Below are 20,508 nucleotides of genomic sequence, written 5' to 3'. Positions count from 1 at the left end.
CTTGGAAATGGGACCCTCCCAGCGGGACACCAGAAGCATCGGCCCCAGTCCGGCCCTCAGCTGGGAGCGCTGCGTGGGCTCTCCCCTAAGGTCAACGAGAGGCCACGTATCAGAAGCCACGGGCTGTACGCGTCGGGAACTACGAAAAGGACACGTTCCCTGCATCATTGACCTCGACCCACCGGGTGTCACCCTTGATCTTGATGCCGAGGGCGCGTTCCAGCTTGGGAAGCCAGTTTGCGGCGGTCTGATTGATATATCGCTTGCCGTCTATCACTTCCACCGCACGGATGCTGCCGGGTCGTGAACTCCAACCGTTCACGGCACGACCGTTCCTGTATCCAGCCTTTAGGGCGAATCGGCGGATTTCTTCGGCGCCGGCGCCCTCGCCCGTCTCAGCGTAGTACCGTCCAATGCTGCCGATATAGACCAGCGAGCACATGTCCTGGAACTTCTGGTCCGCCTCTCGGTCCGGTGTGGCCTTCATCGGGAGCGGGTCAGTCAGAGGGTCGAACAAGATCGGCTCGGCTGCCGAGGGTGCCCATGTAACGTCCTCGGACCGGGTCACTGAGTTGAAGTCATCTTCCTCACCGCCGCGAATGGTAGTGAGGAACGCTTCGGCAGCAGCGGCAAGTGCCCGACTGAGATCATCCGCATTGTACTCGCTCATAATAGTCCGTCCTTATGGTTCTAGTACGCCTTCTAGCACTGGTTAGCACCGTATAGGACACGATAGCCTAGACTGCTAGCAAGTACAACAGTGTTCAAAAGACAATGTAGGACCGAGTAGCACCTTCCGTGCAATGGGCATAAGCCCACAGTCTGTACCGTTGGGGCGACAAGCAGTAGCCGTGGCACGCCTCAAGAGCTAGTCAGGCGCTGAACGCCCTCCCTCGTATGCCGACTTCCGTAATCTGGGCGTCCCAGAAGCTGTGCCAAAACTCGAGGTCCGCTATGCGGCCGCAGATGCGACTTCTTGGACGTCATTGCGGCTGAGAGCGCGGGTCAGTGACGAAACGCTGACACTGAGTATCTGAGCTGTCTCCTTCAAGGTCTTTCCCTGGCTGCGCAGCTGCCGGGCGGCCTCTGTCTTCGACGGGGTCATGGTTCGAGGGCGGCCGCCGAGCCGGCCACGTGCTTTCGCTGCCGCAAGGCCGGCCTTCGTCCGTTCAGACAGCCGGGACCGTTCGTACTCAGCCAGGGAGGCGAACATATCGAAGATGAGCTTTCCATGGGCGCTGGTGGTGTCGAGCCACGGTTCAGCGAGAGAACGGAACCCTATCCCCCGCTGTCCCAGCACCGTCACAATGTCAGCCAAGTCAGCGGTACTGCGGCCCAACCTGGTTAGATCCGCAACGGTCAGGACATTCCCGGGCTGCAGGTAGTCCAGGCATTCCTTCCATCGCGCCCTTGCTTGGGTGGCCCCGGAGGCGTACTCCTGAAACACGCGCACAGCCCCGGCAGCGACGAGCGCATCCACCTGGGAATCAAGCGACTGCCCTCGGGTACTTACCCTCGCGTACCCAATTACGTTGCCAGACACGTCAAAAAGCCTCCACCCCAGGTTATGACCAGCTTTCATTTCGAAAACCAGTTCTGACCAACGATATGAGTGCTTTTTCGACTTATTTCTGTCAGTTTCAGAAGTCGTCTGCACCGAATGTCAGAAGTCGTCTGCACCCGGAGTCGGTTGGGTTGGAACTGTACAGTTTAACGCGGGATGACAGCGGGCGCTTTGTGGCAGCCCTGCCCCCGCGTCATGTCAGAACGCCGGGAGGACCAGCGCTTCAGAGTCCGTCCCGGGGTGCGGTCGCTTGCTGTGCCTTCTGGTGGAACCATTCGATGTGTTCTTGCAGGAGGCGGGCTGCGAGTTCTCCGTCGTGCGCCTGGACGGCGTCGAAGATGTGGTGGTGTTGGGTTCGTAGCGTGGCGATGACGTCCGGCCATGTTTCCATGGCGTCCATCGCGCCTTTGACGTAGCCGATGATGGATCCGGACAGGGATTCCATCATGGTGGCCACCACCGCGTTCCCGGCGAGCGAGCTCAACGCCACGTGGAAGCGGGCGTCGAGTTCGTGGAACGCGGCGCGGTCAATGTCGGGATCGTCCATGGCGTGCAGAAGCTGGGATGCCTGCTCTAGGTCTTCGTCGCCTCCGGTGCGGGCAGCGCCGGCACGGGCGGTCCAGGTTTCGAGCAGGATACGGGTCTGGACAATGTCCGCGACCGGGAGCCGGTTGGTGGCGACGTGCAGCCGCAGGGCCGACGACAGGCCCGCGGAAGGATCGGAAATGACGATGGCTCCGGAGGTGGGCCCGGACCCGACGGAGCTTCGCAGGATTCCCATGGCGTCCAGGACCCGGATGGCCTCGCGTACTGAGGCCCGTGAGATGCCGTAGTTTTCGGCGAGTGTGCGTTCGCCCGGGAGGCGGTCCCCGACCGTGATTTTGCCCGAGCGCAGGTCCGCTTCGATGTCTTTCAGGAGCGCGTCATGGGTGCGACGGCGGGGGGTTGCTCCTGCTTCGGCGGTGCTCACGGTTGGTTCCTTAAGGGCCGGCAGTGTGCGGGCCTGGGGGCGGCCCGCACACTGCGTCTTGAGTAGGCGGGACGCTAAGGCAGCATCCAGCCCAGGATCGGGGTGGACTGGAGGTAGGAGAGGGTGCAGAGCACCAGCAGCAGCGCTACGCTCCATCCGACTACTTTACGCAGGATCACCGATTCCTTTCCTTCAAGGTTGACCGCCGACGCGGCGATGGCCAGGTTTTGCGGGCTGATCAGTTTCCCGACGACGCCGCCGGAGGTGTTTCCGGCGACGAGGAGGTTCGGGTCGATGCCTGCTTTCAGGCCGGCGGTCTGCTGGAGTTTGGCGAAGAGCGCGTTGGCGGACGTGTCGGAGCCGGTGACGGCGGTGCCGATCCAGCCCAGGACGGGTGAGAGGAACGCGAAGAAGGTTCCGGTGCCGGCCAGCCAGGTGCCGATGGATACTGTCTGCCCGGAGAAGTTCATCACGTAGGCGAGTGCGAGGACGGTGATGATGGTCAGTCCGGCCCAGCGCATCCTGTAGATGGTGCGGGCGATCTCCTTCACGGCGTTAGCCACTGTGACGGGGTAGCGGCCGCCGTCGTTGTACTTCGAGTACACGAAGGCGACGATCAGGCCGGTGATCAGCAGCAGGGTTCCGGGGGTGGAGAGCCATTGGAAGGAGTAGATGGTGGAGGAGACGGGTTTGCCTTCGGCATTGACCAGCGCGTCGTGCAGGATCGGCCAGGGGATTTTGACGTCGGTCGAGGCGAGGAACGCGGGCACATCCGCGCCGAGTTTCCATAGCTTGGCGATGCCGAAGACGACGATGACGAGGAAGTACGGGAACAGGGCGAGCCAGGTGCGGGTCGGGGTCAGACGGTCTGCAGCGGCTTCGCTGACGGCGACAGCCGATGCGCGCCGGGAGTCGCCGCCGCCGGCGGTGGTGGAGGCTGTGTTCTTCGAGACTGCATCAAAGGCTGCTCCGAGACGCTCGCGTGCTGCGACGCTTCCCTTGGGCGTCCAGACGCGGAAGAACAGGACGGCCGCGCCGAGGCCTACGAGGGAGGCGACGATATCGGTGAGTTCGTAGGAGAAGTAGTTGGAGCACAGGAACTGTGCGGTGGCGAAGGAAAAACCGACAACGAGTGCGGCGGGCCAACAGTCTTTCAGGCCCTTGCGGCCATCGAGGATGAAGAGCAGGATCAGCGGCACGATAGTGGCCAGTAGCGGCGCCTGGCGTCCGACGACGGAGGCAATGTCCGTGGCGTGCAGTCCGGTGAGGCCGGCCGCGGTGGTGATCGGGATGGCCATGGCGCCGAAGGCAACAGGTGCCGTGTTGGCGACCAGGACGGCGGCGGCTGCGCGCAGCGGCGGCAGTCCGAGCGCCAACAGCATGGTGGCGGTGATGGCCACCGGCGCGCCGAACCCGGCGAGGGCTTCGAGCAGGCCGCCGAAGCAGAAGGCGATCAGGACGGCCTGGAGGCGCACGTCGCCTTTGCCGATCACGTCGAAGACGCGGCGGAGGTCCTCGAAGCGTCCGCTGAGGACCGTGACCTGGTAGAGCCAGACGGCCATGATGACGATCCAGAGCACCGGGAAGGCGCCGAAGACCCCGCCCTGGGTGGCGGACAGCAGCGCCAGCCCGGCCGGCATCTGGAACGCGAAAATTCCGACCAGGAGGGCAGCCAGGAGCGCAAAGGCGCCGGCGACATGGGCGCGGGTTTTGACGACGGCAAGCAGGATGAAGAACGTCAGCAGCGGCAGCAGGGCGACGATGGCCGACCACATGACGCTGTTGAGCACCGGGTCGGTGCTGGGTGTGAACTGATCCACGGAGTTCCTCCACATTGAGGGGGACGACAGGGGGGTATGGTCAGACCTCTGTGGTCGGACCATCAGAGTGTAGCGCAGATTTTTCTGAAAGTGTGAGCGGCTTCACTTGGATACGCCGGTTGCGAGTGGCGTCGGTCACGTGATCTACTATGGTCAGACCACAAACCCCTTAGCCCGAAAGGCTGCCATGCGAATCGCTTTGTTCGCTACGTGCATCGTGGATGCGATGTACCCCGCCACGGCGCGGGCCACCGTGAAAATCCTGGAGCGGCTGGGACACGAAGTTGTGTTTCCGTCCGGCCAGGCCTGCTGCGGGCAGATGCACGTCAACAGCGGCTATCTCAAGGAAGCTGTCCCCGTGGTCGCCAATCACGTCGCCGCGTTCGACACCGAGGACTACGACGTCGCCGTCGCCCCGTCCGGTTCCTGCGTCGCCTCCGTGAAGCACCAGCATCCCATGGTCGCCCGCTCCTGCGGTGACACGGCCCTCGAAGCCCGCGCGACCGCCGTGGGCGCTAAAACCTACGAACTCTCCGAACTGCTCGTGGACGTCCTGGGCGTGACCGACGCCGGGGCCCAGCTCGGCTCCTACTTCCCGCACCGGATCACCTACCACCCCAGCTGCCACGGCATGCGCCTGCTGAAACTGGGCGACCGGCAGTCCCGGCTGCTGGCCAGCGTGCAGGGGATCGAGATGGCAGAGCTGCCGGAAGCGGACCAGTGCTGCGGGTTCGGCGGCACGTTCTCGATGAAGAACGCCGACGTCTCCTCCGCCATGCTCGAAGACAAAACCGTCAATATCACCGCAACCGGTGCCAGCCTCTGCACCGGCGGGGACGCCTCCTGCCTGATGCACATCGGCGGCGGCCTCTCCCGCCAGGGCAGCGACGTCACCACCCTGCACCTGGCCGAAATCCTCGCCAGCACCCTGGAAGAACCGGCCTCTGTCACCGGCGAAGTCCGCGTCACCACCGGAAAGGCCACACGATGAGCACCTACCTGGGCATGCCCTCCCTCCCCGTTTATGGCACGGGCAACGTGCACGCCTCCGAATCCTTCCCCAAGGCCGCGCACCGCGAACTCGGCAACGCCCAGCTCCGGGCCAACCTCGGCCACGCCACCCACACCATCCGCGACAAACGCATCCAAGTGGTCTCCGAACTGCCGGACTGGGAACAACTGCGCGACGCCGGATCCGCCATCAAGGAATCCGTGATGGCCCGCCTTCCCGAACTCCTGGAACAGTTCGAGAAGAACTTCACCGCCCGCGGCGGCGTGATCCACTGGGCCCGGGACGCCGATGAGGCCAATGAGATCGTCGCTGAGCTGATCCGGGCGACCGGTGAAACCGAAGCGGTCAAGATCAAATCCATGGCCACCCAGGAAATCGGCCTCAACGAATACCTTGAAGAGCACGGCATTGCCGCCTACGAAACCGACCTGGCCGAGCTGATCGTCCAGCTGGACCACGACAAGCCCAGCCACATCCTCGTCCCGGCGATCCATAAGAACCGGACACAGGTCCGGGACATCTTCCTGCGCGAAATGGAGGGCGTCGACCCGGAGCTGACCGACGAACCGGCCCGCCTCGCCGCGGCCGCCCGGGCACACCTGCGCCGTAAATTCCTCACTGCCAAAGTCGCTGTCTCCGGGGCCAACTTCGCCCTGGCTGACTCGGGCACCTTGGCCGTCGTCGAATCCGAGGGCAACGGACGCATGTGCCTGACCCTGCCGGAGACACTGATCACCGTCATGGGCGTCGAAAAGCTGTTGCCGACCTGGCAGGACCTTGAAGTCTTTATGCAGCTGCTGCCCCGCTCCTCCACCGGGGAACGGATGAACCCTTATACCTCGCTGTGGACCGGTGTCACCGAGGGCGACGGGCCCCAAAACGTGCACCTGGTGCTGCTGGACAACGGACGCAGCGCCGCCCTGGCCGACGAAATGGGCCGCTCGGCCCTGCACTGCATCCGTTGCAGCGCCTGCATGAACGTCTGCCCGGTCTATGAACGGACCGGCGGCCACGCCTACGGATCGACCTACCCCGGGCCGATCGGGGCGATCCTTTCGCCGCTGATGACCGGCATTCAGGCCGAGGAGAACAGTTCGCTGCCGTACGCGTCCTCGCTGTGCGGGGCCTGCTATGACGCCTGCCCGGTGAAGATCAACATCCCGGATATCCTGGTGCACCTGCGCAGCGTGGATGTGGACAGCAAACGCGGGAAGAAGAAAATCCCCAGCCAGATGGACGTTGGGATGAACGCCGCGTCCTGGGCCCTGTCGTCGGGCAAACGGCTGGGATTGATCGAGAAGGGGCTGCCGCTGGGACGCCTGGCCGCGGGCCCGGACAAGAAGATCACCAAACTGCCCGGAATCGCCGCCGGCTGGACCCAAAGCAGGGATATTCCCGCGCCGCCGTCGCAGTCCTTCCGCGACTGGTGGAAGAAGGAACACCGGACCCCGGCCACCGGCGCTGCCCCCGCTACGTCAGATAACCAGCCCTCAGAGCACCAGGAAGACCAGCCATGAGCGCACGCGATGAGATCCTTGAACGGATCCGCACCGCCCTGAAAGACAGCCCCAAAGTACCGGAAGTTCCCCGCGGGTACCGGTCCTCATCCGATCTGGACGAGGATGCCCTGATCCACCTGCTGGTGGACCGCCTGATCGACTACAAAGCCCAGGTCTCCGTCGTGGACGCCGAGGAGGTGCCGGCACGGATTGCGGAACTGCTCGCGGCAGCGCGCAGCTATGTCGTGCCTACGGGGCTGGACGCCGGCTGGCTCAGTGAACTCGAACTCGACCACGCCAACCGTCGCCGCACCGATTCGGCCGCGGCTCCGCTCACCGTCGTCGAGCTCGATGGTATCGACGCGGTCGTGACCGGCAGTGCTGTCGCTGTCGCCGAGACGGGGACCATCATCCTGGACGGCAGTCCCAACCAGGGCCGCCGGGCAATCACCCTCGTCCCGGACCACCACATCTGCATCGTTAAAGTCGCCGACATTGCCGGGATCCTGCCGGAAGCGCTGCGCCGGATTGATGGCACCCGGCCGCTGACCATGATCAGCGGGCCGAGTGCCACCAGCGACATTGAACTCGAACGTGTCGAGGGAGTCCACGGGCCCCGCAAACTCGACGTCATCATCGCCCGCTAAATCCGGGCAGTGAAGTCCGGGCACGGCCATCACCCTGGCCGTGCCCGGATGCACCAACGCGCATCCCGCACCCTCACCGCTGAACGAAAGGCACCCTCATGACCTCCTACCGCCATGACGCCTGGGAGCACCTCCGCGGTGCCCTCGTGCAGGTCCGGAAGAACGGCACCGTCCTCCGCGAAGGACTCGTCGAGGACGTCATGCCTGACTCGTCGGCCCTCTGGATCGCCGCCGACGGGCTCGCCGGCCGGGTGCTGATCGAAGCTGCTGAAGGCCACGAGGTGTGGGTAGAGCCGCGGCAACTCGAGGGTAAACGCTCGTACCGCATGACATCGTCCGCACTCCAGCGCGGAGAAGGAGATCAGGTTCGCGGGATGCACCTCAACCGTCAGGCTGCGGATGAATCCTTGTTCCGCGGCGGCCGCAGATGGCCGAGGACCGCGTAGGCAAAGTCCACCAGGTAGTCGTTCAGGGCCAGGGAGGCAGCCTTGGCCGCTGAATCGTCTCTGGCGAGAATCGCTTCCAAAATTCTTATGTGAAGCGTCGATCCCCGTGAGATCTGGTCTGCCTCGTCCCGCATGTGGGCGATCCAGAAGCGCCGGGAAAGAGCCTGCGCGGGGGCCAGTGCGTCCGCGAGGTACTCATTGGCTGCGGCATCGACAATCAGATGATGGGTCTCCTTCACCGTCTCCAGGTAGGTGCTCAAGGTGAATTCCTCGTGTTTGAGCCGGTCCACCATGGCAGCCATTTTCCTTCGGTGCTCTCCAACTGCCCGGCCGCAGGCAAGCTCCACTGCCAGGGCCTCCAGAACCCGGCGCAGCTCAAGGAGACGCAGCTGGGTGTCGACCGAAGCGGCCGGGACGAGAACCCCCTTGCTGGGGTGGATTTGCACCATGCCCTCCCGTGCGAGCCGTTGCAGGGCTTCACGAACCGGGGTGCGGCCGAACCCGGTTGAGGCGGTAAGCATCGATTCGGAGACCAACGACCCCGGCGCGATTTCCTGGAAGATGATCATCCGCTCGATCTCGTCATAAGCGCCGTCGGCCTTACCTTTTTCCGCCATCTGGCCACTCCTCCCCAGCCGGGCCACCCCGGCTACCGCGTCTCCCGATTCACCGGGCGATGGAAAGCCCATTGACTTAGGGACATCCTAAGGCATATGTTACCGGTATATCGGTTGCATGTCGGTCAATGATGACCGTACCGGCCTTAGGCTGCATTGCACCTCTTCTACGAAGGAAGCCATGAAATCCTCGCGTATTGAGCACCGCGCCATCGACTACATACCGGAATCCGAGCGCCACGGCGTGGCTCGAAGCCTCTTCTTTGTCTGGTTCGCCGCCAACACCTCCATCACTGCGGTGGTGACCGGCGCGCTGTTTGTCATCCTGGGAAACTCCGCCCTGTGGGCCATCCCGGCAGTCATCATTGGAAACGTCCTGGGTGGTTTCGTCACAGCCCTTCACTCCGCACAAGGCCCGAAACTGGGCGTTCCACAAATGATCCAGAGCCGGGCCCAGTTCGGCTACTACGGCGCCATCCTGCCCCTCGTACTCTCCCTCATCATCTACCTGGGCTTCTACGCAACAGGCCTGGTCCTCGGCGGCCAGGCGATCGGGGACCTCCTCGGCATCCCGGTCCAGGCCGGCTCCGCGATCTTCGCACTGCTCTCAACCACCCTGGCCATCTTCGGATACCGTTACATCCACAAGTTTTCCAAAGTCGCCACGGCACTCAGCGCCGCCGTGTTCGTGGTGCTCTTCATCCGCGTACTCACCGCACCCGACGCCGCGGTTCTCGTGCAGCAGACCGACTTCGCCATCGGCCCGTTCGTCCTCGGCATCTCGCTGGCAGCATCCTGGCAGCTCACTTTCGGCCCCTACATCGCCGACTACTCCCGCTACCTGCCCGCCAACACACCCCAACGAGCCACGATGGGATGGACCTTCGCCGGCAGCGTCCTGGGCGGCTCACTCGCCATGATCCTGGGCGCCCTCGGCGCAGCCATCGGCGGCAGTAACTTCAACACCAACCAGGTCGGCTACCTCGCCAACTTGGGCGCCCAGTTCGCATGGCTGGTCCTGTTGGCTGTGATCTGCGGAAAACTCACCGGCAACACCCTGAGCACCTACGGCGGGTTCATGTCGCTGGCCACCATCGTCACGGCCATCACCCGTAGGGAAATCATCACCGGCAAAGCCCGGACCGCCTATATCGTCCTGATATCCGCAGCAGCCCTGAGCATTGCCTTGGCTGCAACCGATAACTTCCTGGGCGCATTTACAAACTTCCTCCTGTTCCTCCTCTACTTCATGACACCGTGGTCCGCGATCAACCTCGTCGACTTCTACTTCGTCCGCAAGGAGAAATACAACGTCGGCGCACTCTTTCAGCCGGACGGCGAGTACGGCCGCATCAACTGGATCGCCATTGCCGCGTACGCGGCCGGAATCCTCATCCAGATCCCGTTCATGAACAGCCCCCTATATGTCGGCCCGGTAGCGGAATGGCTTGGCGGTGCGGAAATTGCCTGGCTGATCGGTCTCGTCGTCTCCGGTGGCATCTACTACTTGTTCGCACCCGTCCGCAAAACGCTCCCCCATTCCACGAGCCCCGCCGCAGACGGGCAGCAGGATGCTGCCGCCCTGATCCGCCCGCACCTCTGACCAAAAACGCCCCACAGGAGTAGCACAGCATGAAATACGATCCCAGCTTCGAAAAAAGCCCACTGCCCTTCGCACCGTTCAAGAGCCTCACAGTGCCCCGCCCCATCGGCTGGCTCTCCAGCATCAGCACGGACGGGGTGGAGAACATTGCCCCCTACAGCCAGTGGCAAAACCTCACTTTCGACCCCCCGATGGTGATGTTTGCCGCCAACCAGTACCCCGACGGGCGGCGCAAAGACACCGTCATCAACGCCGAAGAAACCGGCTGGTTCGTCTGGAACATGGCCACCTGGGACCTCCGGGAGGCAGTGAACATCAGCGCGATGGCCCTGCCGCCGGGAGAAAGCGAATTCGATCGCCTCAACGTCACGAAAAAGAAGGCTGATCTCTCCGACACACCTATGGTCGCTGAAAGCCCGTTCCACTTTGAATGCCGGTACCTCTCCACCCACCGGATCCCCGGCAACTCCACCGTCGGAAGCATCGACGTCGTCTACGCCACCGTGGAACGCATCCACCTGGACGAAAACTGCCTTACCCCGGACGGACGGATCGACATCCCCAAGGTCAAGCCGATAGCGCGCATGGGCTACTACGACTACACCGTCGTCACCGACACCTTCGAGATGAAAGTTCCCTGCTCCGACGCCGACGAAATGGCCGGCCTCGCAGGACAACCCGCATAGTTCCACGGCACAGCTATTCCCGTGCGGGGTGCCCGGTACCGCTGAAGTCTCACTTCCGAGGTACCGGGGTCCGGCACCGACCTGGAGAACCCGTGGGACCCGCCCGAACGCGGTTCGGTTGCCCAAGCATGCCGTCTCAGTTCCTAGGAAGTGGACGCCCGGGAACTGTTCACTCGTGAAGTGGCTGGCTCGCCACACAATTTCGTTCCACAACTACGTGCCAAGGTCCGCGGCTATCGGGAAAGTAGTTTCTCACCGTCCGGTCGCAACTCTCCGTTGGGCGATACGTGCCGGTACAGGGTCTGGCGGGTGATGCCGAGTTCGGCGCAGAGATCGCTGACTTTGGTTTCGGGCTTGCCCATGGACGCCATGGCGAGCCGGAGCTTCGCCGGAGTCATTTTGTAGGGACGTCCTCCGTTGCGGCCGCGGGCCCGGGCGGAGGCCAGGCCGGCGAGGGTTCGTTCGGAGATGAGCTCCCGTTCGAATTCGGCGAGGGCGGCGAAGATTCCGAAGACGAGTTTTCCGGAGGCTGTGGTGGTGTCGATGGCGGCGCCCTGCCCGGTGAGGACCTTCAGGCCGATTCCGCGTTCGGTGAGGTCGTGGACGATGTTGACCAGGTGGCGCAGGTCCCGGCCGAGCCGGTCCAGTTTCCAGACGACCAGGGTGTCTCCGTGGCGCAGAGCTTTGAGGCAGGCGGCCAGCTGGGGCCGGTCGTCCTTCTTTCCGGAAGCCCTGTCTTCGTAGAGGGAGTCCGCCCCGATACCGGCCGCCAGAAGTGCGTCGCGCTGCAGGTCCGTGGTTTGGGACCCGTCGGCCTTGGAGACGCGCATGTATCCGACGAGCACAGCACTTCCCCTTTGTCATTTATACGTTCGTTTAAGTGACAGAAGAACTTCAGCTCGCTTCGAAATCAGAAGATGTCACTTAACCGGTTATTTATTCTACGTCAGGCAAAGGGCTCGTCTCCTTCTGTTTGTGACAGAAAGTCGAGAGGTATTTGAAGCTCGCCGAAGGTGTCCCGAAGACCGAGGACGGATGCCTCACTGCGGCACCCGTAGCGTGCGAAGTCGAAGAGGTGCTTCGCGACCACGGGATCCGTTTTGGCTGCTGCGATGCACGCGTCCCGAGTAGCCGTCACCTGGTTCCAGAGCTCGTCCAGAGTCGGCTGCTTCTGCGCACCAGGGGTGCCTGTCAGTGATCCGGGCGGCGTTCCGTCGCTGATCGGGGTCTTCGGTTCGGGACGCAGAAGGTGCGAGGTACCGATGGCGGTCAGAGTGCCGTCTTCGATCATTGCCATGGCGGCGGCAGCGGCTTCGAACAGTTGCTGCTGCCTGGTCCAGTGGAGGGACTCGAACGGTTGCCATGAATGCAGCCCGGCCCGGAACGGGTGGCCGCAGTGGTCCCAGACCCGTCGCACGTCCTCCAGCTGCCGGCCGTATCGTCCCTGAGGCGTGCTGAGTTCATCCAGCAGGGTACGCAGCAGCCGGAACCAGACTCCGGCGTGAACCGAGCGCCGGGGAAGGTTCACGGATCCTGTAGTTATTGCCTGCCAGGTGCGGCGGTCCAGGACGATTAGCGATTCCGGAAGTTCCCGCTGGTCATCTGCGGGCGTTGCCCACTTGATGTAATCGGCAGGGTGTCCTTCATAGGTCTCGAGCCGACGCCGGTGTGCTGGGCAGCTGGCCGTGAGCGGCAATTGCCAAAAGAGCAGTATCGTCGCGCCAGACTCCAGGCATTCCCGGCATCCCAGTCTGATCCCGCTTGTTGAGAGCCAGGGAACCCAGTTTCGAGGAGCGTAGACAATGCGGCGCCCGGGCGGCAGGAGCAGCGAGAACTGGTGCACGTAAGTTTCGTAGGTATCGGGTGCAGGGGTGAGGGAGTCGAAGAGCCACGGCACCCAGCCGGCCATGGTCATGGCCTGTACGCGGTGCTGGTCGAGGCCCGCGCGTTTGGCGAGCTCGTCGAGCAGGTGACGTGGCGGGTCCAGATCCAGCTCAGCGTCGCTGAATTCCCGGTGACCGAGTCCGTGTTCGAGCAGCTGGTGGGAGTACATGCCGTAGCTGCTCGCCGTCCGCCGCAGCCAAGAGGACAAGGACTCCGTTGCTGCAGGTGACGGATGAAGGGGCCAGCGCTCCGGCGGTCTCACATCAGTTCGCGTTCGAACAAACGGCGCCGTTCAGTGGGTCCTGCATAGTCGGCCATCACCAAGGTGCGCCGATTGATGCGCTCTTCACCGCTTTCCACCGCGGCGATCGCCGCGGTCGTCAGGAGCCGGGCGAGTTCGCCAATGGTTCCCTCGCTTCGGGCGAGCAAATACTGCGCCATATCGGCAGTAGCGATGTCCGAGCGGCGCTGCAGTGGCAGGGCGGCCACGAAGCTGGCCAACAACGACAGAGTGTCCGCACCCGTGTTCCACAAGGGAAGGACGACGGGTTCGAACCGGTTCTCCAGCTGATCATCGGAACGAACCGCAAGATATGCCTCCCGGGTGCCGACGCCGACGATCGGGATGCCCAGCTCGTTGCCGAGGAACCGCAGGAGATTGAGGAACTCCCGGCGGCTGTTGCCTTGCCCTGCGAGGACATTGTGCAGCTCGTCGATGACGAGCATGCGCACGCCCGTTAAGCGCAGCAGTTTCAGCGAGATCTGCTCCACGTCAGCCAGGCGCCGCCTTGGTTGAAGAGGTGCACCAAGCGCGGCCAGGAGCGCGATGTAGAAGCGCAGCACGGAAGGCTCCGACGGCATCTGCACGCACAACACCGGAATGTTTTCCCGCTCTGGCTCGGCCACGGCCGGGTGTCCCCGGCGGAACTTTTCCACGATCATCGACTTGCCGTTGTTCGTCGGCCCGATCAGCAACAGGTTCGGCATGCGCTGTTTGTCCGGCCAAGACAGCAGGGACTCCAGGCGTGCCACCGCTTCCACCGCGCGCGGGTAGCCGATCCACCGGTCGGCCCGGATCAATTCAACCCGCTCGTTCCCAGGCAACCGTGCCGCGTCCCGCACACCCGGGTGCAGGTGGGACAACTCCGGCGCTGCGTACTCAGGCATAATCACCACTGCTCGATCTGATCGAATAGCGTCACCCGAGGCACGTCCGCGACCGTGTCCTGTGCCTGCTGAGCGGGGGCTTCCGGCGGGAGCAATGGGGATGGTGTCTTCGAACGCCGCGGCGCCACTGCATTGCGGCGCTCGGCATCGCGACGCATGCGCTTGGTAGTCTTCGAGGCAGTGTTTGCGATCTCCCGCATTTGCTCGATCGTGCGGAACAACGCCGCCTCATCCACTTGCGCTACCCCGCGCTCGTGTAGCCGCGCCAAGGCGTGCCGGTGCTCCCACAGGCTCACAGACGGGTTAGCCATCGTCCGGTAAGGAACCTCCACATAGTGAGCCCCCTCCGGTTCCAACACCCAGATTCTGCTGATGTCCCTGGGATCCCGGCGGATGAGGAACGGCCCAAGCGTTTCGCGCCGGCTAATCCAAGGTTTCAGCGCATTGGAGAAATAGTGGACATGATCGATGACGAACCCCGTCCTCGTCAGGGTACGCCGCACGACGGGAAGGAAATCGACCAGGAACGCTGTCGCGTTCGTGGCAACCGCTGGCAAACCTGTCGCCGCGACCCCTTCTGCCCACCGTCCAGCTGGCGTCTGCCCCAGCGTGCTGTGGGTGGTGCCGTGGTAGTTGGTGACAGCAAGGGTCATCCATTTCTCCAGCTCGCGCAGGGTCAGCGCCGCCTTCCGGTCCGAGTCATAACGGCCCCGTTCGCTGGGGTTGGAAAAGGTGGTCCCGGGAAGTTCGTGGATTTGCTTCATGGCGGTGCCGATCAGGCGTTCCACGATCCCGCCATAATGAGGCCGGCCCAGCGGACGATAGGCCAGTTCGATACCGTGCTGGTCGCATCCTCGCCGGAGCGCTTCGCTCTTGAATTCGCTGGCATTATCCAGGTACAGCTGTCTCGGCTTCCCGCTCATGGGCCACCGCGCATCAATACCCAGACCTTCAAGCCATGGTCTTTTGTCAGTCCCGGCATGCGCCAGGCACAGCCCGACCGACACCGCCGAGGGCGCCTCCAGGGTCACGACCATGCCGATGATGCACCGACTGCAAACATCGATCGCGACAGTCAAATATGGCCGACCAATTGGGCGCCGCTCCCGCTCGTCCACGACGATCACGTCGATGACTGTGTGGTCGATCTGCACTCGCTCCAAAATGGTGCCGACGACCGGCACCTCGTCCCCGGCGGACTGTAGCGGCCGCGCTGCATCGGGCCCTCCCCTGCGCCGGCCTACCTCAACTGGATTCAACGCCCGGATGCGCCGCTCCACCGTGTTTCGGGCCGGGACAGGAAGCTGCCGTGCGCGGCAGGCGGCAGCAATATCCCGATACACCGCCGCCAAAGTCCGTTTCTGCCGAGTCAGAAACTGCTTTCGCACCATCACCCGGACAAGGTCCTCGACCTCCTCTGACAGCCGTGCGGTTCCTTTCCCTCCGGAGGAACGGCCAGGAGCCAAATCTGTCAGCAAACCAGAACCGTCGCGATTGCGTCTGATCAGCACGTACACCTGGCGTCGCGATATGCCCAACGCCGCGGCGGCAGCATCAACCGCTGCCCGACCAACAACCGTGCGCGCAGCCAAGGGCCCGATTACGGACGAAACCGACTTCGTCCGATCCCAGAGATCATCCGGCATCGTCAACGTGCCCGGCTCACGAATGGGCGCTGATTCCGCATCCACTCCGACACCTCCCTCGGCGTGCAGAGGAGTAGTAAGCAAAAACGACCCTAGTGCAGAGGAGTACGGAAAAACCAGTGCTCAGCACCCGCCTGCACAACCGCGGAAACAGGCTGCCCGCCGTTGCATGCGAGTACGGAAAATGACATTCGGAGGCGTGCCGAACGCGGGTCAGAAACGGTCGTTTTTGACTGTAGCGGCTAGGGTCCCATTCAGCCGAGTTTTTTTGGGGGTCTTACGCGCATCTAGTTAGCCGGTACCGGCAGCGACTCTGATGAACCTTATTAGGCTGAGCGTTGACCGGTGGAGGGAGCATCGCGGGGCATGCTACCGCTCAACCACTTCTGACCCTCCTGCCCGTCCAAATGTCAGCGAGGGGCGGTATATTCTCCAAACCGGCCAACGGACCGGTTTGAATCTTCAGGGGGAAAATTATGAGCGCACCTGACCGGCGGGTCCGCGTGATCTTCAGCTGCAGGAGAGGTCATCAGCACGAGCTTTGCGTAAGCATTGAACGCCAGGTACCACCTGAGCTTCGTTGCACGCCCGACGCTAACCAAGGCTACGGCCCTGGAGGCGGAGGTGGCTGCACAGTTCCAGCCAATTTGAGCGACGTGGTGCAGCGCGAGCTGCGTGATGCTTTCCAGGACAGCAAACGGCGCGGGTACGTTCTAATTCGTGAGTAGGTAAACACAAACAAACTTATCGGCGAAGTGGGAGGAATCGAGGGTAATCAGGCTAGGACGAGCTTCTGAATCCCGAAAAACCGCTCTTCTTCCGCGCCTAGAACTGACTTGCTCCGCAACGCGATCCAACGCGACCGGAAGCCTGCTGGTCGAAGTGTAAAAACGTGGCATCACTATGGTGGACTTGTGGCATGACGGACGCCCCTTTGCTGGTTGACCAACGCTCGGCATCTTTGACTGCCTCAGAACAAGATGTAAGGGCGTGGGCGAGCGGGAGACGTGTCTTCGTTTCCAGCCTCATCACTGACATGCCCCAGGAACGCTCTGCAGTCCGCGCAGCAATCGAGACCATCGGTGCGACGCCTGTGATGTTCGAGGATTTAGGCCCTTTGGATGTGTCCGCGGATCAGGCTTACCTTGCGGGGGTGCGGAGCTCCGAGGTTTATGTAGGCATGTGGGGACCACGCTATGGCATACGCATGCCCGACGGATACTCTGCTACCCATGCAGAGTATCGAGAGGCGGAACGCAACGGGCTGAGACTCTGCCTGTTTGTACACGGCGAGACATCGGGCGAGATGGACGGTGCACAACGCGATCTCATCCAAGGCGCCCGTAACTTGTATACGACCAGTTCATGGAGCGATCCAACAGATTTACAACGGCGGGTGATTCGGCGCCTAGAGGATCTCGCGGCCGAGGAGCTGGCGCCATGGGTGCGAGTTGGTAGAGCACTCTTCCGAGCGCGTGAAATCACAAGCGATGGCAGGACGATCTCGATTACTGCCGATGTGCGAAGTAATGCGGTGCATGCCGAGCTGGTCCGTCTGCGCGACAGCCGGGCCGGCGGCATCGCCTTTGTCTCTCCCACTGAAGCTCTGTCGGTTCAGGTGACCGAGCTATCAGTTCGAACAATCTCGACCATTGCGCACGAGGAGCGTCTGACGCTGGTATCTCAGGAACGGCGATCGTCGCCCATGCGAGCGGCACTCAATGGCATTTCTGCCGATGAACTGGCCCGCCGCGCACTGTCTGATGGCATCTTCGGAACCTCGTCGCTCGGCGAGCAAGCTAGCTGGCTCGCACGTCCAACTGACCCCTTGGCCCCGTTACGCGGATCTGGTCTCGACGACAGCGTTCTGCGTCCGATCGCGCGTCTACTGTTCGCCGAACAACTGATTACCGACGGGTCCGCATCGCGAATCGACTCGTTCGCGCTCGGTCCCGCGCACCAGGGCGCACGCCGACTCCGAGCCACTTGGACCCCTCCACAAATTTATATGAACGAACCTGACCCGGTCCCACTCTCAATTGACGGAACCATCACCGGTCTTTGAGCCATCTGCCCCGGGCGGCGTCCTAGTGAAGATTACCCACTTCGCCTCCGTCCGTTAGCCAGTACCCCTTACAGACAGTCTCATGCGTCAAATACCATTCCCGTTGCTATACGAGCTCGCGATCAGAATCGGCCGTTATTGACCTGCTCCGGACACGTCTCCAGGCAGCTGAAGAATTGCAGTCCCTCCGGCCTCTCCCCCATCGCGCCAAAAGTCCGTCTCAGAAACGGTCGTTTTGATTGTCCGGCGCGAGGGAGAGAGAAGAGCGCGCGGTGAGTAGCGCTGGTGTCAGCTTCAGAAGTCGTCTGCTCGGAATGTTCGAAGTCCTCAGCACTGAGCAGTAGGACGACGTGAGGTGGTGTGGCTCAGGATGGCGAACGAAGCCGCAGTGCGACCCACAGGCCGCACCTTCGGCAGATATAGGCAGGTTCGACACCCAGGGCATGGAGTTTTTTGCGCTGCATTGTCCGCCCACAACAGGAACACTGGCAGTACGTGTCAGAGGCCAAAATTCGTGAGGGCCTTCATCACTTGATCGACCGTCGGTGCGCCGGCATAACCGCTCGGCGTGGGGTAGATCCGGCATGCGAGATCATTGCTTGGCGATCCGTCGGGGAAGATGTCGGCGCCATCTGCCGTGATCGTTGGCGAACCGGCAAATCCCGTCCCCACCGCATCTTCTGGAGATCTAATGCCCCGCATATGGACGGGAACGTCTTCCTGCCCCAGTGCGGCCAAGGCGGCTTCCACCCGCTCGAGCGCTTTTGCCGTGTTGGGGCAGTCCTCGATGTGGAGCAGTTCTATCCTCATATAGCCATTATCCGGCCCTTCGCCGTCTGCACAGGGAAGGGGTTGAAGCCCTATTCGTTTTCCCTTGGCTGGGTTGCATCGAAGAACCGGAGGTCGTCACTTATGTGGGCCGCGCCCACGCCAGTACCTTTCTCGCGGATGAAATCGAGATCTTCACGGGAGAGGACCATCTGACCGTGCTCATCGACTTCGATCTGCCTATCGGAAGTGTCCTGGATCCGGACAGTGATCGTGTTCGGCACGAGCGCGCATGCTGGATTGTCGAGAAGCCATTGGCGTGTCTCTGAATCAAGTCGGTCCCACTCCTCTTTGAGGGTCATCTCCTTCAGCCCATCCTCACCATTCCCGTTGAACCCGAATCCCAAAGTCGAGGGATTCCGCTTACAGTACGTCCCGGGTCCAGGAAAAAACAGTGCTCCCACGGCGAACCCAAATAATCGGGCACGCATCAGTCGATGACGTGACTGTGATGCGCCCGGGCTCCGTGCAGGCCTTAACCTGCCTGGCGACTGCTGTTGGCACCGCCACGTCTGTGTGACCTGCCTTGCCGCCACCCGTCGAGCTGGGCATCCAGTTTGCGTTCGTGTTCCTTGCTGAGGGTTCCGTTGCGGAAGCTTATTCGTTGCCCGTGCAACCACGCCCCCAGCGCCCGTTCCTCTTCGCCGGACGCTTGCTGGTACAGGGGCCAGTCCTTACCGTCCTGCCGGTATTGAACCAGCTCGGCCAGACGCCGGTCCCAACGCGCGGCGTTCTCCTCGGCCCGCGTCGGCTGCCTGTCCCAGCCGGGAATAACAGCCAGGCCCTCACGGTATGCCGGGGAGAGGGTGCCGCGGGCAGCCGCCCTCGATCTCGAAACGAGCCACGAGGCCAAGGCCCGTTCACGGGGCGTGTAACCACTGCTGGATGGGAGCCGGCCCTCCCTTTCATAGAAGCTGATGGTGTCGGCCATGTTCTGCAGCCCGCCCGCTGTCGCCCGGCTGACAGGACCGCTGGCTGCCTTGTGCTCGGCTTTGAGGTCAGGATCAGCCCGGGCTGCGATGCCCAGATGGTAGCGGACGGTACTGTCCGCCACGCCCGCAGTAGAAGCGATCTTCGATGTCGGAACGCCATTCCGGTACATCGCCACCCACTCAGCGTTCGGTGCCTTGTGTATCGTCCGTTCCGACAGCGCGGGATGAGGTTGAGCGGCCTGTTCCTGACTCATGGCCCCCTCGGCTTATTGTTTGCGGTTCTGCCGCTGGTGGCGCACCAGCTCTCGTTGGTTGCGAAAATAGTATGCCCCGACAAAATGAGGCCGGCCGTGAAGTTCCGGTCCTGATTGTCCAGTCGTTGTTCTTGTGGTTGCTTTGTATCATTTTCGTCGAAGGCCCGCGGTTCCCCCCAACCTGCGGGCCTTCTCCATAGGCTCGGGTGTTCGCTTGGGGCCGACAGTCCAACATTGTGGGCATGATGGAAGAATCTTGAGGCAATCTTGAGGCGCAGAAGTGAACATGGATCGGCCCGTGAAGCAGACGCGGGGTTTGGCCTGTGAGCCGGCTTCTGTAGCAGCGCGGGAGTCGGCCTACGCCCGGATAGTGCGCTGTTTGCCGAGCAACAATTACTGCGATGCTGCGCGCGCACTCCTGAGCTCCCATTGACACCCTTTGGGATCGGACATGCGGAGTGCGGGTTGGCTCCTGAGGTTTTCCTGAGACCAGGAGCCAACCCGTGGCGGAGCTCCTCGATGAAGGCTGGAAGGAACCTCCCCAGCAAGGTAGAACACCGCCACTGCAGATACTCCCTTTAACTACCGGCTTTCGACAAGAGCTAGCGGCACGAAGGCTGCCCCTTTATCCCAGCACTGTTACTAAGTACACTTAGCATATTGTTTCCGGTAGGGCTGGAGCGCACACGCAGCTCCTTTGGGGAGCAGCTGCCGCTATGGTGAGCGAAGGTGAGAACCCATGTACGGAAACCAGGAGATTTCCACCAGCATCTATGAGGCCCCCTCTACATTGCCTATACAAGTTCAGGCAATGGAGATTATTGACGAGATCCTGAGTAGCCAGGCTCCAGACGAAGCTGATGTCCGC

Annotated in this window: 19 protein-coding genes; 7 read left to right on the top strand and 12 right to left on the bottom strand. The window is 62.5% G+C overall.

The annotated features are described in order from the left end of the window. Window positions 1-139: 139 nt before the first annotated feature. From ACR65K_RS17345 to ACR65K_RS17330, 4 genes are all read right to left on the bottom strand, one after another. Entirely contained in the window at window positions 140-670 is a 531-nt protein-coding gene (locus tag ACR65K_RS17345; RefSeq protein WP_440154249.1) for a hypothetical protein, read from the bottom strand. A gap of 282 nt (window positions 671-952) precedes the next feature. Next, a complete protein-coding gene (locus ACR65K_RS17340) occupies window positions 953-1,543 on the bottom strand; it encodes a recombinase family protein (RefSeq protein WP_440154248.1) in 591 nt (196 codons plus the stop codon). Between the two features lie 244 nt (window positions 1,544-1,787). After that, window positions 1,788-2,534 carry a FadR/GntR family transcriptional regulator gene (locus ACR65K_RS17335; protein ID WP_430270005.1) on the bottom strand — a complete coding sequence of 249 codons (747 nt, stop codon included), beginning with the start codon at window positions 2,532-2,534 and terminating at the stop codon, window positions 1,788-1,790. A 74-nt stretch (window positions 2,535-2,608) separates the two neighbouring features. After that, window positions 2,609-4,354: an L-lactate permease gene (locus ACR65K_RS17330; RefSeq protein ID WP_440154247.1), complete on the bottom strand. Its 1,746-nt coding sequence runs from the start codon at window positions 4,352-4,354 to the stop codon at window positions 2,609-2,611. 187 nt (window positions 4,355-4,541) lie between these two features. On the opposite strand from ACR65K_RS17330, the gene ACR65K_RS17325 reads away from it, so the two are divergent. From ACR65K_RS17325 to ACR65K_RS17310, 4 genes are all read left to right on the top strand, one after another. Then, on the top strand, window positions 4,542-5,345 hold the full coding sequence (locus ACR65K_RS17325; protein ID WP_430270007.1) for a (Fe-S)-binding protein: 804 nt from the start codon (window positions 4,542-4,544) through the stop codon (window positions 5,343-5,345). Then, a complete protein-coding gene (locus ACR65K_RS17320; RefSeq protein ID WP_430270008.1) occupies window positions 5,342-6,883 on the top strand; it encodes a LutB/LldF family L-lactate oxidation iron-sulfur protein in 1,542 nt (513 codons plus the stop codon). Before ACR65K_RS17325 ends, ACR65K_RS17320 begins: the two co-directional genes overlap by 4 nt. Further along, window positions 6,880-7,512, top strand: coding sequence for a LutC/YkgG family protein (locus ACR65K_RS17315; RefSeq protein WP_430270009.1), 633 nt, complete (start codon window positions 6,880-6,882; stop codon window positions 7,510-7,512). Before ACR65K_RS17320 ends, ACR65K_RS17315 begins: the two co-directional genes overlap by 4 nt. Before the next feature lie 98 nt (window positions 7,513-7,610). Further along, a complete protein-coding gene (locus tag ACR65K_RS17310) occupies window positions 7,611-7,958 on the top strand; it encodes a hypothetical protein (protein ID WP_440154246.1) in 348 nt (115 codons plus the stop codon). Here ACR65K_RS17310 and ACR65K_RS17305 read toward each other — a convergent pair. After that, the gene (locus tag ACR65K_RS17305) at window positions 7,901-8,575 is read right to left on the bottom strand and encodes a GntR family transcriptional regulator (RefSeq protein WP_430270011.1); all 675 of its coding nucleotides are present in this window, start codon (window positions 8,573-8,575) and stop codon (window positions 7,901-7,903) included. The genes ACR65K_RS17310 and ACR65K_RS17305 overlap by 58 nt on opposite strands. A 181-nt stretch (window positions 8,576-8,756) precedes the next feature. Between ACR65K_RS17305 and ACR65K_RS17300 the strand changes: the two genes are divergently transcribed. Both ACR65K_RS17300 and ACR65K_RS17295 read left to right on the top strand, forming a co-directional pair. After that, a complete protein-coding gene (locus ACR65K_RS17300) occupies window positions 8,757-10,178 on the top strand; it encodes a purine-cytosine permease family protein (protein ID WP_440154245.1) in 1,422 nt (473 codons plus the stop codon). 29 nt (window positions 10,179-10,207) lie between these two features. Continuing rightward, the gene (locus ACR65K_RS17295; protein ID WP_430270013.1) at window positions 10,208-10,864 is read left to right on the top strand and encodes a flavin reductase family protein; all 657 of its coding nucleotides are present in this window, start codon (window positions 10,208-10,210) and stop codon (window positions 10,862-10,864) included. A gap of 233 nt (window positions 10,865-11,097) precedes the next feature. Here ACR65K_RS17295 and ACR65K_RS17290 read toward each other — a convergent pair whose 3' ends face one another. The 4 genes from ACR65K_RS17290 to ACR65K_RS17275 form a co-directional block, all read right to left on the bottom strand. Beyond that, window positions 11,098-11,709 carry a recombinase family protein gene (locus tag ACR65K_RS17290; RefSeq protein WP_440154244.1) on the bottom strand — a complete coding sequence of 204 codons (612 nt, stop codon included), beginning with the start codon at window positions 11,707-11,709 and terminating at the stop codon, window positions 11,098-11,100. 101 nt (window positions 11,710-11,810) lie between these two features. Then, window positions 11,811-13,010: a TniQ family protein gene (locus ACR65K_RS17285; RefSeq protein ID WP_440154243.1), complete on the bottom strand. Its 1,200-nt coding sequence runs from the start codon at window positions 13,008-13,010 to the stop codon at window positions 11,811-11,813. Next, window positions 13,007-13,915 (bottom strand): TniB family NTP-binding protein, encoded by a 909-nt coding sequence (locus ACR65K_RS17280; protein WP_440154242.1) that lies wholly within the window; start codon window positions 13,913-13,915, stop codon window positions 13,007-13,009. The genes ACR65K_RS17285 and ACR65K_RS17280 overlap by 4 nt, the downstream gene beginning before the upstream one ends. Window positions 13,916-13,917: 2 nt before the next feature. After that, window positions 13,918-15,606: a TnsB C-terminal domain-containing protein gene (locus ACR65K_RS17275; RefSeq protein ID WP_440154241.1), complete on the bottom strand. Its 1,689-nt coding sequence runs from the start codon at window positions 15,604-15,606 to the stop codon at window positions 13,918-13,920. Window positions 15,607-16,480: 874 nt separating this feature from the next. Between ACR65K_RS17275 and ACR65K_RS17270 the strand changes: the two genes are divergently transcribed. After that, complete coding sequence (locus tag ACR65K_RS17270) at window positions 16,481-17,626, top strand: DUF4062 domain-containing protein (protein WP_440154240.1); 1,146 nt, start codon at window positions 16,481-16,483, stop codon at window positions 17,624-17,626. Between the two features lie 498 nt (window positions 17,627-18,124). Here ACR65K_RS17270 and ACR65K_RS17265 read toward each other — a convergent pair whose 3' ends face one another. The 3 genes from ACR65K_RS17265 to ACR65K_RS17255 all read right to left on the bottom strand — a co-directional run bounded on the left by ACR65K_RS17265 (window position 18,125) and on the right by ACR65K_RS17255 (window position 19,508). Next, window positions 18,125-18,436: a thioredoxin family protein gene (locus ACR65K_RS17265; RefSeq protein ID WP_440154239.1), complete on the bottom strand. Its 312-nt coding sequence runs from the start codon at window positions 18,434-18,436 to the stop codon at window positions 18,125-18,127. Between the two features lie 50 nt (window positions 18,437-18,486). Beyond that, entirely contained in the window at window positions 18,487-18,756 is a 270-nt protein-coding gene (locus tag ACR65K_RS17260; protein ID WP_440154238.1) for a hypothetical protein, read from the bottom strand. Between the two features lie 173 nt (window positions 18,757-18,929). Then, window positions 18,930-19,508 (bottom strand): helicase associated domain-containing protein, encoded by a 579-nt coding sequence (locus tag ACR65K_RS17255; protein WP_440154237.1) that lies wholly within the window; start codon window positions 19,506-19,508, stop codon window positions 18,930-18,932. Between the last annotated feature and the right edge of the window lie 1,000 nt (window positions 19,509-20,508).

The sequence above is a fragment of the Arthrobacter sp. SAFR-179 genome (assembly GCF_059414945.1).
Note: the sequence above shows the minus strand (reverse complement) of the source record. Positions and strands in the feature narration are given on the sequence as shown.

Excerpts from the sequence above, each read along its gene's own strand:
- ACR65K_RS17295 (WP_430270013.1), top strand. The coding sequence starts at position 10,208 with ATGAAATACGATCCCAGCTTCGAAAAAAGCCCACTGCCCTTCGCACCG.
- ACR65K_RS17300 (WP_440154245.1), top strand. The coding sequence starts at position 8,757 with ATGAAATCCTCGCGTATTGAGCACCGCGCCATCGACTACATACCGGAA.
- ACR65K_RS17260 (WP_440154238.1), bottom strand. The coding sequence starts at position 18,756 with ATGACCCTCAAAGAGGAGTGGGACCGACTTGATTCAGAGACACGCCAA.
- ACR65K_RS17315 (WP_430270009.1), top strand. The coding sequence starts at position 6,880 with ATGAGCGCACGCGATGAGATCCTTGAACGGATCCGCACCGCCCTGAAA.
- ACR65K_RS17270 (WP_440154240.1), top strand. The coding sequence starts at position 16,481 with ATGACGGACGCCCCTTTGCTGGTTGACCAACGCTCGGCATCTTTGACT.
- ACR65K_RS17345 (WP_440154249.1), bottom strand. The coding sequence starts at position 670 with ATGAGCGAGTACAATGCGGATGATCTCAGTCGGGCACTTGCCGCTGCT.
- ACR65K_RS17310 (WP_440154246.1), top strand. The coding sequence starts at position 7,611 with ATGACCTCCTACCGCCATGACGCCTGGGAGCACCTCCGCGGTGCCCTC.
- ACR65K_RS17280 (WP_440154242.1), bottom strand. The coding sequence starts at position 13,915 with ATGCCTGAGTACGCAGCGCCGGAGTTGTCCCACCTGCACCCGGGTGTG.
- ACR65K_RS17325 (WP_430270007.1), top strand. The coding sequence starts at position 4,542 with ATGCGAATCGCTTTGTTCGCTACGTGCATCGTGGATGCGATGTACCCC.
- ACR65K_RS17265 (WP_440154239.1), bottom strand. The coding sequence starts at position 18,436 with ATGAGGATAGAACTGCTCCACATCGAGGACTGCCCCAACACGGCAAAA.
- ACR65K_RS17305 (WP_430270011.1), bottom strand. The coding sequence starts at position 8,575 with ATGGCGGAAAAAGGTAAGGCCGACGGCGCTTATGACGAGATCGAGCGG.
- ACR65K_RS17320 (WP_430270008.1), top strand. The coding sequence starts at position 5,342 with ATGAGCACCTACCTGGGCATGCCCTCCCTCCCCGTTTATGGCACGGGC.